13 protein-coding genes are annotated in these 12,736 nt (G+C 61.8%); 3 read left to right on the forward strand and 10 right to left on the reverse strand.

The window, feature by feature from the left end; genetic code table 11:
- Nucleotides 1-6: 6 nt before the first annotated feature.
- Together E8L03_RS06520 and E8L03_RS06525 are read right to left on the reverse strand one after the other, a co-directional pair.
- Nucleotides 7-1,176, reverse strand: a complete 1,170-nt coding sequence (locus tag E8L03_RS06520; RefSeq protein WP_144306192.1) for a type IV pilus twitching motility protein PilT — start codon at nucleotides 1,174-1,176, stop codon at nucleotides 7-9.
- Nucleotides 1,169-2,263 (reverse strand): type IV pilus twitching motility protein PilT, encoded by a 1,095-nt coding sequence (locus tag E8L03_RS06525; protein ID WP_144306191.1) that lies wholly within the window; start codon nucleotides 2,261-2,263, stop codon nucleotides 1,169-1,171. The genes E8L03_RS06520 and E8L03_RS06525 overlap by 8 nt, the downstream gene beginning before the upstream one ends.
- 389 nt (nucleotides 2,264-2,652) lie before the next feature.
- Between E8L03_RS06525 and E8L03_RS06530 the strand changes: the two genes are divergently transcribed.
- From E8L03_RS06530 to thiE, 3 genes are read left to right on the forward strand one after another with little or no spacing between them, the layout of a single operon-like run.
- Entirely contained in the window at nucleotides 2,653-2,964 is a 312-nt protein-coding gene (locus E8L03_RS06530; RefSeq protein WP_144306190.1) for an MTH1187 family thiamine-binding protein, read from the forward strand.
- Nucleotides 2,965-3,771: a hydroxyethylthiazole kinase gene (gene thiM, locus E8L03_RS06535; protein ID WP_171266885.1), complete on the forward strand. Its 807-nt coding sequence runs from the start codon at nucleotides 2,965-2,967 to the stop codon at nucleotides 3,769-3,771. It abuts the gene before it with no gap.
- Nucleotides 3,768-4,439, forward strand: coding sequence for a thiamine phosphate synthase (gene thiE / locus E8L03_RS06540; protein WP_171266886.1), 672 nt, complete (start codon nucleotides 3,768-3,770; stop codon nucleotides 4,437-4,439). Before thiM ends, thiE begins: the two co-directional genes overlap by 4 nt.
- Before the next feature lie 168 nt (nucleotides 4,440-4,607).
- Here the strand turns inward: thiE and E8L03_RS06545 are convergent, their stop codons facing one another.
- The 8 genes from E8L03_RS06545 to E8L03_RS06580 form a co-directional block, all read right to left on the reverse strand.
- On the reverse strand, nucleotides 4,608-4,997 hold the full coding sequence (locus E8L03_RS06545; protein ID WP_167512539.1) for a HEPN domain-containing protein: 390 nt from the start codon (nucleotides 4,995-4,997) through the stop codon (nucleotides 4,608-4,610).
- A 183-nt stretch (nucleotides 4,998-5,180) separates the two neighbouring features.
- Nucleotides 5,181-7,835 carry an ATP-dependent chaperone ClpB gene (clpB, locus tag E8L03_RS06550; protein ID WP_171266887.1) on the reverse strand — a complete coding sequence of 885 codons (2,655 nt, stop codon included), beginning with the start codon at nucleotides 7,833-7,835 and terminating at the stop codon, nucleotides 5,181-5,183.
- A 39-nt stretch (nucleotides 7,836-7,874) separates the two neighbouring features.
- Nucleotides 7,875-8,216, reverse strand: coding sequence for a chaperone modulator CbpM (locus tag E8L03_RS06555; RefSeq protein ID WP_144306185.1), 342 nt, complete (start codon nucleotides 8,214-8,216; stop codon nucleotides 7,875-7,877).
- 29 nt (nucleotides 8,217-8,245) lie between these two features.
- Nucleotides 8,246-9,238, reverse strand: coding sequence for a DnaJ C-terminal domain-containing protein (locus tag E8L03_RS06560; protein ID WP_144306184.1), 993 nt, complete (start codon nucleotides 9,236-9,238; stop codon nucleotides 8,246-8,248).
- A gap of 338 nt (nucleotides 9,239-9,576) precedes the next feature.
- A complete protein-coding gene (aldA, locus tag E8L03_RS06565) occupies nucleotides 9,577-11,013 on the reverse strand; it encodes an aldehyde dehydrogenase (protein WP_171266888.1) in 1,437 nt (478 codons plus the stop codon).
- A gap of 453 nt (nucleotides 11,014-11,466) precedes the next feature.
- Complete coding sequence (locus E8L03_RS06570) at nucleotides 11,467-11,802, reverse strand: hypothetical protein (RefSeq protein ID WP_171266889.1); 336 nt, start codon at nucleotides 11,800-11,802, stop codon at nucleotides 11,467-11,469.
- A 132-nt stretch (nucleotides 11,803-11,934) separates the two neighbouring features.
- Nucleotides 11,935-12,273, reverse strand: a complete 339-nt coding sequence (locus E8L03_RS06575) for a ferredoxin-thioredoxin reductase catalytic domain-containing protein (RefSeq protein ID WP_171268443.1) — start codon at nucleotides 12,271-12,273, stop codon at nucleotides 11,935-11,937.
- 11 nt (nucleotides 12,274-12,284) lie between these two features.
- Complete coding sequence (locus E8L03_RS06580; RefSeq protein ID WP_144306181.1) at nucleotides 12,285-12,563, reverse strand: glutaredoxin family protein; 279 nt, start codon at nucleotides 12,561-12,563, stop codon at nucleotides 12,285-12,287.
- Between the last annotated feature and the right edge of the window lie 173 nt (nucleotides 12,564-12,736).

Raw genomic sequence — 12,736 nt, forward strand, 5'->3', positions numbered from 1 at the left:
CTCCCCCTACTCTATCTCGACGCCGTAGTCGTCATCGATGACGAGGCCCACGATGTCCGTGACCTTCTCGCCGCGCGAGGACTTCAGCTTGTCGATCATCTTGCCGAGCACGGAGCGGTCACTGGCGGTGAGCATGGCCGTCTCCTCGGTGATGAGCCCCTGCTTGTAGAGATTGAAGATGAACTGGTCGAAGGTGACCATGCCGTATGTGCCGCTGGAAGCGAGCACGCGGTAGAAGTTCTTTTCCTCGTCCTCGCCGTTGACGATGAGATCGGTGATACGCAGGTTCTTGCGCAGGATCTCGAAGGCGGCCACGCGGCCGCCGCCCACCTTGGAGAGCAGCCGCTGGGAGATGACGTACTTGAGACTCTCGGCCAGGCGCGTGCGGATCAGGCGTTCCTCGGAGAGCTCGAACATACCGATGATGCGGTTCACGGTCTGGCCGGCGTCAGCCGTGTGCAACGTGCCCAACACGAGGTGGCCGGTTTCGGCCGCGGACAGGGCGATCTCGATGGTTTCGCGGTCGCGGATTTCGCCGACCAGGATGACCTTGGGCGCCTGGCGCAGGGCGGCGCGCAGTCCGGAGGCGAACTCGTCGAAGTCCATACCCAGCTCGCGCTGGTTGATGGTAGCCTTCTTGTGCTCGTGCATGAACTCCACCGGGTCCTCAAGCGTCACGATGTGCACCGGCCTGTGCAGGTTGATCTCATCGATGAGCGAGGCCAGCGAAGTTGATTTACCGGAGCCCGTGGCGCCCGTGACCAGGACGAGGCCGAACTTCTCCTTGGCCATCTCATAGAAGATGTCCGGCAGGTTCATCTCCGCAATGGTGGGCACCTTATACGGCAGCTGGCGCATGACGATGGAGAGCGAGCCGGTGCGCGAGAAGACGTTGACGCGGAAGCGGGCCCGGCCGGTCAGGGAGTAGGCGAGGTCGCAGGAGCCCTGCTCGATGAGGTCGCGGTAGAGCCGAAGGTTCTGGCCCATCATGACCATGGCCACGGCTTCTGTCTGGAACGGCAGCAGCGGCCCCAGGTTGGGCCGCAGGGGCACGTCCTTGAGCTCGCCGTGCACCTCGGCCTGCAGCGGCTTGTACGCTGCAAAATGGATATCCGAGGTCTCGGGTTCGAAGTCCAGCACCTGGGAAATGATGTGGTCGAGCTGCGCCCTAAGCATTCTGGTATTGCTCCGTGAAGTCCTCCGGCGGCCTCGTCAGGAAGTCGCGGAACTTCTTCTTTTCCACGGCCTTGTTGTACGCGTCGTTGGGATCGATGATGCCCTTCTTCAACAAGCGCATGATCTCGTCGTCGAGGGTCTGCATGCCGTAGTTCCTGCCGGTCTCGATGACGGAGTTGATCTGGTAGGACTTGTTGTCGCGGATCAGGTTGCGCACCGCAGGCACGCAGATGAGTATCTCCAGGGCGGCGACGCGGCCGGGGCGGTCGATGCGCTTGAACAGCGTCTGGGAGATGACCGCGCGCAACGACTCGGACAGGGCGGAGCGGATCTGCCCCTGCTGGTCGCCCGGAAAAACCTCGATGATGCGGTCGATGGTCTTGGCCGCGGAAATGGTGTGGAGCGTGGAGAAGACGAGGTGGCCGGTTTCGGCCGCTTCCAGAGCCAGCTTGATGGTTTCCAGGTCGCGCATCTCGCCGACCAGGACGATGTCCGGGTCCTCGCGGAGTGCGCCGCGCAGCGCGGCGGAGAAGGTCTTGGTGTCGCGGCCCACCTCGCGCTGGTTGATGAGGCAGTTCTTGGGCTGGTGCACGAACTCGATGGGGTCCTCGATGGAGAGGATGTGGTCCTTACGCACCTTGTTGGCGTAGTCCATGATCGCCGCGAGCGTGGTGGACTTACCCGAGCCTGTGGGACCCGTGACCAGCACCAGGCCCTTGGGCAGCATGGCCAGTTGCGCCAGAAGCTGCGGCAGCTCCAGCTGCTCGATGGTCAGAATCTCCTCGGGAATTTCACGAAAGGCGGCGGCGATGCCCCGGCTCTGCAGATAGAAGTTCACGCGGTAGCGCGCCAGGTTGGGCACCTCGTAGGAAAAGTCGATGTCGCCGCTTTCCTCGAACTCCTTGATTTTGTTCTCGGGCGTGATCTCGTAGAGCAGGCGTTTGAGCTCCTCGTGCTCCAGCATCTTGAACTTGACGCGCTGGAGCTCGCCCTGGAGCCGGATGATGGGCTGCGAACCGCTGGAGAGGTGGAGGTCGGAACCGCCGTGCTCGTGGAGCATCTTGAAGAAGGCGTCTATCTGGGCCATGCGCTGTGCAACTCCTTGCCTGATGCCATCGCGATCATGCGATGCAAATTCGAACCGGACCGGCGGCCCGGACCGCTCCGCTTGAATCGGTACTGCACGGGAATATCACATCCACTGTTACAAACCGCATACCCAATGCGGCTGAACGCGCCGTACAGGAACCTGGCACCGATCTTGGCCGGTTTTGCCGGTGTAACCGCTGAGGGTTCTTCACAATTCCCGGTCATGGTATACGTCGTTCATACAGTCCCGTCAATTCAAAATGCCCCTGTTGTTCAAACGGGCCGCCATCTCGACTTTTTGCAACCGCTCCTGCATACTTTCTTGATTGTACAAATTACATGCACACGCGTCCGCAACACTGCGGGCGCTGCATCAAGGAGGCTTGTATGAGCGCTATATTGAATCTCTCCATATTCCCGCTGGACCAGGGCGAAGAGCTGGGCGTGTACGTCGCTCGCGCCATGGACGTGATCGAGGCCAGCGGCCTGCCGTATGTCATGGGCCCCATGGGCACTGCCGTGGAGGCCGACACCGTGAAGGAGGTCCTGGACGTGGCGCACAAATGCTTTGAAGCGTTGGAGCCCGACTGCCACCGCGTGTATATGATGATGAACGTGGACCACCGCAAGGACCGCACCAACGGCCTGCGCATCAAGGTGGATTCCGTGAAGGCCAAAATGGGCGGAGGCAAGGCGTAAATGACTATCTCTCCCAAGGCCGCATGGCAGGACGTCGAGGCCATCCGCGCGCAGAAACCGCTCGTCGTCAACGTGACCAACTACGTGGTGATGAACACCACGGCCAACGCCCTGCTCGCCATCGGCGCTTCCCCGGCCATGACCAACGCTGTGGCCGAGATGGACGACATCGTGGGCATCTGCCAGGCCCTGGTGTTGAACATCGGCACCCCCACGCCGGGTAACATGGAGGCCATGTCCGTAGGCCTCAACGCCGCGAGCAGGCTCGGCACCCCCGTGGTGATGGACCCCGTGGCCGTGGGCGCCACGCGCCTGCGCCGCGAGTTCGTCGCCTCGCTGCTCAAGGACCGCGCCCCCAGCATCATCCGCGGCAACGCCAGCGAGATATTGGCCATCGCCGGCTCGACCGCGCCCTCCAAGGGTGCGGACACGGCCCACGGCGTGCACGAAGCGGCACCCGCGGCAGAAGAGCTGGCCCGCCGCCACAAATGCACCGTCTGCGTCAGCGGCGAGATCGACCTCGTCACCGACGGCGACGCCACCTGGGTGCTCACCGGCGGCGACTCCATGATGCCCCGGGTCACCGGCCTGGGCTGCACGGCCAGCGCCCTGTGCGGGGCATTCGCAGCGGTCAACCCGAGCCCCCTGGCCGCCACTGTCCACGCCATGGCCGTGATGTCCGCGGTGGGCGAGATAGCGGCCGCGCGCTCCGAGGGGCCCGGCTCCTTGCAGATGCATTTCTACGACGTGCTCTACACGCTCACGGAAACCGAGCTCACCGAGCGCATGCGCCTGGAGCAGCAATGAACAAGAAACGCGACTACTCCGTCTATCTGGTCACGGACCGGCCGTTGTGCGCCGGCCGTGACCTTCTGCAGATCATCGAGGAAGCCGTGGCCGGCGGCGCCACCATCGTGCAGATCCGCGAAAAGGACGCCACGGCCCGAGAGTTCTATGAGCTGGCCTGCGCGGCCAAGGACCTGCTCGACAGGCTCGGCATCCCCCTCATCATCAACGACCGCGTGGACGTGGCCCTGGCCGTGGACGCCGACGGCGTGCACGTGGGCCAGAAGGACCTGCCCTACGCCGAGGTGCGCAAGATGGTGGGACCGCACAAGATCGTGGGCCTGAGCGTGGACACCATGGAGCAGGCCCTGTCCGTGCCCGACCTGGAGGTGGTGCTCGGCGACGGGGGGTTCGGCCCGGATTACCTGGGCGTGGGTCCCATCTTTCCCACCAATACCAAAAAGGACACGTCCGAAGAATGGGGGCTGGAGAACCTGGCCAGTCTGCGCGCCCAGACCCACCAGCGGCTCGTGGGCATCGGCGGGGTGAATCTGTCCAATGCGCGCGACGTGATCCGCTCCGGCGCCGACGGCATCGCCGTTGTCAGCGCCATCTGCGCCGCCGAATCACCCAAAAAGGCGACAGAAGAGCTGCTTGCGGAAGTGATGCTGGGGCGTGGGCTGGAGTGAGAGTCTTTTGAAAGGCTTTTATACTAGGATTGCGTCAGACAGGTATGCCTGAAGGGAAGCCAGGGGATCATCGATCCCCTGGACCCTGAACTGCTTGAGCCAAGGTTAATTTTCCAGAAAAGAAGACAAGGCCGGCGGGTGAATCCGCCTGCCGGGGGTCAGACAACCCTACCCCACCACCACGCCATCGATGTAGTCGATGAACTCTTCGGCAAAGGCGTACAGGTCCAAGGTGTCGTCGCGGTCGTAGTGCTTTTCCGTGTGCAGCTCCATGTCCCGGCAGCGGTCCACCAGGTCGGCGTAGCTGGAGGCCAGCACCGGCGGTATCATCGCCTTTTCCAGCAGATGCCACGCCTGCTGGCCGCCGATGGGCAGGCCCTTGGGGTTGCGCAAACCGCGGTGCAGAAGCACCGCATCCATGGCAAAAGTGCAGGCGTCGCACAGCCTGCTGACGCAACCGTCCCAGCGGAACGCCAGGGCAAGGACACGGGCGTCTTCAAAGGTCTCGCGGGCGCGAGCCATTCGGCCTTGAACGGCATCGGAATTGTTGTCCAGCATTGACGTCATCCTGAAACTCTCCTCACGGATTTCGGTTTCCGTATGCAGTGCAATTACTACCCGTTATGCGCCGAAAAGGGAAGCAATGAACGCGGGAAAATGGCTTCCTACCCGGAATTGCACACAAAAAAGGCCGGACCTTTCGGCCCGACCTTTTTTTGATTCACGTATTCGTCAAAGCAGCTACGCCTCGGCCGACTCCTCCTCGGTCCTGGTGCGGGGGCCGGTGGTGTAGCCCAGGTCCCCGTCCAGCACGTCAAAGGTCACGGCCTCGCCGTCGTGCAGCTTGCCGCCGATAAGCGCCTTGGCCAGCGGCGTTTCCAGATGGGCCGCCAGGTAGCGCTTAAGCGGCCGCGCGCCGTAGACCGGGTCGTAGGCCGAGCGCACGATGAGCTCCTTGGCCGCATCGGTGAGATTGAGCTCGATCTTGCGGTCTTCCAGACGCTCGCGCAGGTTGGCCAGCTGCAGCTCCACAATCTGCTTGAGCTGGTCCATGAGCAGCGGCTTGAAGAGCACGGTCTCGTCCACGCGGTTCAGGAACTCGGGCCGGAAATGCCGGCGCAGCTCGCCCATCACGGCGTCGCGCACGCCCTCCCGGAAGTCGCCCTGCTCCGTAATGCCTTCGAGCATGGTTGTGGAGCCGATGTTCGAGGTCATGATCAGGATCGTGTTCTTGAAGTCCACGGTGCGGCCGTGGCTGTCCGTAAGCCTGCCGTCGTCCAGGATTTGCAGGAGCACGTTGAACACGTCGTGGTGCGCCTTCTCGATCTCGTCCAGCAGGATGACGGAATACGGCTTGCGCCGCACGGTCTCGGTAAGCTGGCCGCCCTCCTCGTACCCAACGTATCCGGGAGGCGCGCCGATGAGCCGGGCCACGGTGTGCTTCTCCATGTACTCGCTCATGTCCAGGCGGACCATGTTGTCCTCGGAGTCGAACAGGGCCTGGGCCAGGGTCTTGCACAGCTCGGTCTTGCCCACGCCGGTAGGGCCGAGGAAGATGAACGAGCCAATGGGCCGGCGGGGGTCCTTGAGCCCGGCGCGGGCGCGGATCACGGCGTCGGCCACGGCGTTCACGGCCTCTTCCTGGCCGATCACGCGCTCGTGCAGCAGCTCGGGCAGGCGCATCAGTTTCTCGCGCTCGCCCTCCATCAGCCTGGAGACCGGGATGCCGGTCCAGCGGGCCACGATGGCGGCCACGTCCTCCGGCGTGACTTCCTCGCGCAGCAGGCGGGTGGTCTCGGACTTCTCCTCGCCCTCGGCCGTTTCCGTGCCTTCGAGCTGGGCCAGCGTCTTCTCAAGCTGAGTGAGCGTGCCGAAACGCAGCTCAGCCGCGCGGTTGAGGTCGTACTTGCGCTCGGCCTCCTCGATCTCGCGGCGGGTGCGCTCGATATCCTCCTTGACCTTGCGGACCTCGTCGATGGAGCCCTTCTCCTTCTCCCAGCGGGCCATGAGCTCGCCCTGGTCCTCCTTGAGGTCGGCCAGCTCCTTCTCCAGCTTTCCGAGCCGCTCGCGGGAGGCCTCGTCCTTCTCGCGGCGCAGGGCCTCGCGCTCGATCTCCAGCTGCATGATCTTGCGGTTGATGACGTCCAGCTCCGTGGGCAGGGAGTCGATCTCCGTACGGATCAGCGCGCCGGCCTCGTCGATGAGATCGATGGCCTTGTCCGGCAGGTTGCGGTCCGTGATGTAGCGGTGCGAAAGCACGGCCGCCTCCACCAGGGCGGCGTCCGCGATGCGCACGCCGTGGTGCACCTCGAACCGTTCGCTCAGGCCGCGTAGGATGGAGATGGTGTCCTCCACCGAGGGCTCGTTGACCACCACGGGCTGGAAGCGTCGCTCCAGGGCCGGGTCCTTCTCGATGTTCTTGCGGTACTCGTCCAGCGTGGTGGCGCCGATGCAATGGAGCTCGCCACGCGCCAGCATGGGCTTGAGCAGGTTGCCGGCGTCCATGGAGCCCTCGGTCTTGCCCGCGCCCACGATGGTGTGGATCTCGTCGATGAACATGATGATCTTGCCCTCGGACTTCTCCACTTCCTTGAGCACAGCCTTGAGCCGCTCCTCGAACTCGCCGCGGTACTTGGCCCCGGCGATGAGCGCGCCCATGTCCAGGGCGTAGATCATCTTGTCCTTCAGGCTCTCGGGCACGTCGCCCTTGAGCACGCGATGGGCCAGGCCCTCCACGATGGCGGTCTTGCCCACACCGGCCTCGCCGATGAGCACCGGGTTGTTCTTGGTGCGGCGCGAGAGGATGCGCACACAACGGCGTATCTCCTCGTCGCGTCCAATGACCGGGTCGAGCTTGCCCTTGCGCGCCTCTTCCACGAGATCGCGGCCGTACTTGCCCAGGGCCTCGTAGGTGGCCTCCGGGTTGTCGGAGGTCACGCGCTGGCTGCCGCGCACCTCGGTCAGGGTCTCCAGCACCTTCTCGGGCGTCAGGCCGAACTGCTTGTTCACCCGGCCCACGCCGGTCTTCTCCGGCTCCTCGGCCAGGGTGAGGAAGAGGTGCTCCACGCTCACGTACTCGTCGTTGAGCCGCTTTGCGTGGTCCATGGCCTTGACCAGGATCTGCGACAACCGCTGGGTGACGGTGATCTGGCCGGGCTGGGCGCCTGGTCCGGAGACCGAGGGCATCTTGGCCAGCTCCTCTTCCACGGCCTTGGCATAGGCCCCGGCGTCGTAGCCGGCCTTTTCCAGAATGCGCGGCACCAGGCCGTTTTCCTGGGTGGCGAGGGCCAGGAGCAGATGCTCGGCATCCACGCTCTGGTGGCCCATGCGCACCGCAGTCTCCTGGGCCACGCCCAGGGCTTCCTGCGATTTCTGAGTCAGCTTGCTGAGATCCATATAATCAACTCCTTGCGAAGAATAATAGGTACTGCGCGCTTACGGCCGGCCGCTAGCGCCTTCCGAGGCGTCCCAGAGCAACCGCTCCATCTGGCGGACCTGGCGCTCCAACCCCTGTACGCGGTCGAGCAGGTCCATGATGATGGTGCCGGCGATACTGGAAATCTCGAAATCACGGCAGATGCGCTCCAGCTTGTTGGCGCGGACAACATCCAATACGCGAAAGAGGTAGTCCCCCTGCTCCGTGGTGCGGGGCTCTATCCAGCCGAGCTCGATGAGCTCGCCGATGCGCGCGGCAGACACACCGCTGCGCTCGATGAACTCGGCCCAGAGGATGAACTCCGTGCGTTCGGGGAGATGTTCGGTATCATGATTGCTCATATGCTTTCGTCCTCACGGGGTCTCGTTGGTCATCCTCGCGGTGCAAAATCCGAGGCTTCGGCCAGCTTTTCCCACAGCTCGCGCTGCTCGTCGGTAAGCTCCTTGGGCGACTTGATCATTACGCGCACCAGGAGATCGCCCTTGTTCGCGCCCTGGCCCAGACCGCGGCCGCGGATGCGCATCTTGCGGCCGGAGTCCACGCCGGCGGGAATCTTCATCTCCACCTCGCCGTCCATGGTGGGCACGCGCACGCTGCCGCCCAGGGCGGCTTCCCACGGGGTCACGCCCAGGTCGGTAACGATGTTGTTGCCGTCCAGGTAGTACTGGCCATGCGGCAGGATGCGCACGCGGAGGAAGAGGTCGCCTGCCGGGCCGCCGGACATGCCGGGGTTGCCCTGCCCTGCCAGACGGATGCGCGCCCCGTCCTTGACGCCGGCCGGAATGTTCACGTTCAGCGTCTTGGTACGCGGCCGACCGCCCGGCTCGTGCTCGGTCAGGGATATGGTCTTGGAGCCGCCGCGGTAGGCTTCCTCCAGAGACAGGTCGAGGCTCGCCTCGGCGTCCGAACCACGGCGCGGACGGCTGGAAAAGCCGCCCCGGCCAAAGGGGTCGCCGCCGGCGCCGCTGCGGAACGAGGCACCGCCCATTCCTCCACCCATTCCTCCGCCCATGCCTCCGAAAATCGTCTCGAAGAAGTCGGAGAAGCCGGACGCATCAAAACCCTGCGCGCCGCCACCGCCGCCGAACCCGCCGAAGTGGACGTTCTCGTACCCGGGCGGGGGCCGGAAGTCCTGACCATGCTGCCAGTTGGGGCCAAGCTGGTCGTAGAGCTTGCGCTTCTCCTCGTCCTTGAGGACCTCGTACGCTTCGTTGATTTCCTTGAACTTGTCCTCGGCGGTCTTGTCGTCGGGGTTGAGATCGGGATGATACTTGCGGGCGAGCTTTTTGAAAGCCCGCGAGATCTCCTCCTTGGACGACTTCTTGTCCACGCCGAGAATTTTGTAATAATCCTTGTATTCCATCGTGATCGAGTTCCCCTTACGAAACCTTCGCGCCATGGCCGCGCAGAATTCCGGCCGGCGCACGACGCGGTGTTGTCAGGATTCGAATTGTCGTTTTCCCAGAACCCGTAGCTAATTCCCAGGAACGATCTGTCAAGTATCTGACAGCAAAAAACCGCGCAATTTCATCCGGTTCAGCGCGCAAGGCCGCCACCCAGCCCAAACAGGACAGGCGGTTTATGCAGAGTGTATCACGACGGGATGGGAAGTGGGAGAGGGAAAGGCGGCAGGCGTTTTCTTTTCCAAAAAAGAAGCCGGCCCAATCGGACCGGCTTCTTTTTGCGCATGTTGATAGACGGTTAGTACTGAATGTAGCTCACGTGGGTCTGGAGATACTCGTACAGGCCGTGCTTGCCGTCCGCGCCGCCGATGCCGGACTTGCGCCAGCCGGCGTGGAAGCCCTGGATGGCTTCGAAGTGCTCGCGGTTGACGTAGGTTTCACCGAACTTCAGCTCGTTGATGGCGCGCATCATCTTGGTGATGTTGTTGGTAAAAATGGAGGACGTGAGGCCGTACTCGCAGTCGTTGGCAAAGTCCAGCGCCTCGTCGAAGTCGGCGGCTTTGACCACGGGCAGCACCGGTCCGAAGATCTCCTTGCGGATAATCTCCATGTCCTGGGTGCATCCGGCCAGGAGCGTGGGCTTGTAGAAATGGCCGGAAGGGGTGTCGTCCGCCTTGGAACCACCCACCAGGACATCCACGCCGTCGGCCTTGGCCTGCTGCACCATGGCGTCGATCTTGTCCAGCTGGGCGGCGTTGATCTGCGAGCTCATGCTCGGGGCGGGCTCGGCAAACGGGTCGCCATAGGTCACGGCGGCCATGCCCTTGGTCAGCTTGTCCATGAACTCATCGTAGATGGGCGCTTCCACGTAAACGCGTTCGGCGCAGTTGCACACCTGGCCGGAGAAGATGATGCGGGAGTCGATGATGGCCTTGACGGCGAGGTCGACGTCGGCGTCGCTGCACACGATGGCCGGGGCCTTGCCGCCCAGCTCCAGCGAGGTCTTGGTGATGTTCTCGGCCGTGGCGGTGATGATGCGCTGGCCGGTCTCCACACTGCCGGTCAGGGTGACCAGGCCCACCAGGGGGCTGCGGACCAGGCGGTCGCCCAGGGTGCTGCCGCCGCCGGCCACGAAGTTCAGCACGCCCTTGGGCAGGCCGATGCCGGCCACCAGCTTGGCGAACTCGAAGGTTGTGTTGGGGGTCTCGCTGCTGGGCTTCAGAATGATGGTGCACCCGGTCAGTATGGCCGGAGCGACCTTCCGGGCCATGACGAAGAACGGAAAGTTCCAGGGGCAGATACCCACCACCACGCCGATGGGCTGGCGGTGGAGGAGGATGTTTTCAGTGGGCCGGTCGCTGGAGATGACCTCGCCTTCGTACTTGCGGGCCCAACCGGCATAGTAATCGAAGTACTCAGCTGTGGCGTCGATCTCGGCCTGGGCCAGGGGAATGACCTTGGCCTGCTCTTCAGCCAGTGTGCGAACCAGCATGTCCCGATTCTGCCGGATGAGCTCCGCCATCTTCTTGAGGTAGACGGCGCGTTCGGCGCAAGGTTTCGCAGCCCATGCCTTCTGGGAGGCATAGGCGGCGTCCAGAGCGGCCTGCGCGTCTTCCACACCGCCCTTGGGAGCCATTGCTATCACTTGCTCGGTATACGGGTTGTACACCTCGAACTGCTCTTTGGACAATGCATCACAAAATTCGCCGTCGATGTACTGCTGATAGACTTTCATTCTTTTCCTCCGAACACTATAGTATCCTTGTAAAAGCTACATCCATCAACCAGCAGCATAATCCTCGCACGGGCTAAAATCCATATAAAAAACAAAAAGTCCGTATACTGAACCAACCGTGCTTCCATTTCGTGTTCATAATCTTGAACAAACATACAAAAGCCACGCATCCGCTCTATCTTACGCATGCATGAGCATTTTTCTGCAGTCTATTGTTTCCGACTCAAGTCCAAGGAATTGAATCCGCAGTTCCCTTACTGGTCGTCGAGGAAGCGTCCGATTCAAAGGCGGCGTGAAGGATGTGGAAGGATGGCCGATACCGGCACGAGGTGGGGCCGGACGGCATCGAGAACGGAGGAGAAAAGAAGGAGGGATGAGCGGAGAGGGTGCGGGGTCGTCACCCTGTCAGTGTCAGGGGGAGGGAGGCACAGGTGGAGATCATCTCTGTACACATTAGGAATAATAAGCTCGCCCATATCTGCGGGGTGCCACAGGACCGGCCCATTTATCCCGACATTTCCTCCAATTCTGACTGAACTCCTTAAAAGGTCCTTTCCAAATTAAATATGCTGCATTACCCCCCTCTAATATAAAAATTCTATGCTCATGATATTGGCCATCCCTCCACAAAGAGCCGCCGATCAATTCTTGGGTGCCATTAATTATCGTATGATCTCTTCCCGTAGAGAGCAATCCTCTTATTATCAATTGCTTAGCATTCCTATACTCCGGTATCGTTGTGTTTTCACTTTTACCATCAAGAAGCTGCTCGAATTCTTTCTCATCCATGGTCACTTCCATTTCATGTAACAAGAAAATCTCAGCATCGTTTTTGCTGCACATAGCCCCCCCTAAAAATCAAAAAGCCGAACCATCTATAGATGGCTCGGCTTATAACATCCCACAACAAATAGCGTCAATCTAGAACGCGAGCTTCTCCGGCGGTCTGCGCTCCGGCACGTACTCGTGCTCTTCCTCCGGGGCCGCGTTCCATTCTTCCGTCACGTACAGGCCGCAGAAGCACGCGCCGTACTCCTTCATGTCCGGCTCGCGATACGCGCAGGGGCAGATGATGTCCCGGTCCTGCTCGTACTCACCGGAAGCGATGCGGCAGGGGCAGACCATGTAGCCGTAGGTCTTCTTGTTCTCCAAGAGGCCCTCCAGCAGCGGCATGGTCATGTTCTCGAGATCTTTGTTGAAGTAGTTGCCCTTGGGCTCCTGGATCTTCTTCAGCGTCTCATAGAGCTTTTCCGCGGTCATCTCTTGTGGACTCATAAGCCAAGCGCCTCCTCCAGTTCGCTTTTACGGAAGCCGACCACCACGCGGTCGCCGCCGTTGAGGACGATGGTGGGAAAAGAACACGCCGGATTGTACTTTTTGACCTCCTCCACAAGCTGCTTGCGCTCGTCGCCCTGGGCCTGGTCCAGGTGCACGGCTTCGTAAGGGACGTTATGCTCGTCGAGGAATTTTTTGGCGTTCTTGCAATGGATACAGGTCGAGAGGGCATAGACTTTGACGTTCACGGGAGCTCCTTGTGCGAGAATAGGCATCCGGCCTGTTGCCGGGTTGTTGACGATTCCGGTTCCACCAGTCCGGCGGATACCATCCGTATTGGTTTATCCGGATGCCGCACGCTGTCAAGGCCGGTGGCCAAAACAGAAACGGCGCATACGACAGTATTCCTATCGTACGCGCCGCCGGAAAAAATAGTCAACCGTCAAGA

The sequence above is a fragment of the Oceanidesulfovibrio marinus genome, assembly GCF_013085545.1.
Lineage (GTDB): Bacteria > Desulfobacterota > Desulfovibrionia > Desulfovibrionales > Desulfovibrionaceae > Oceanidesulfovibrio > Oceanidesulfovibrio marinus.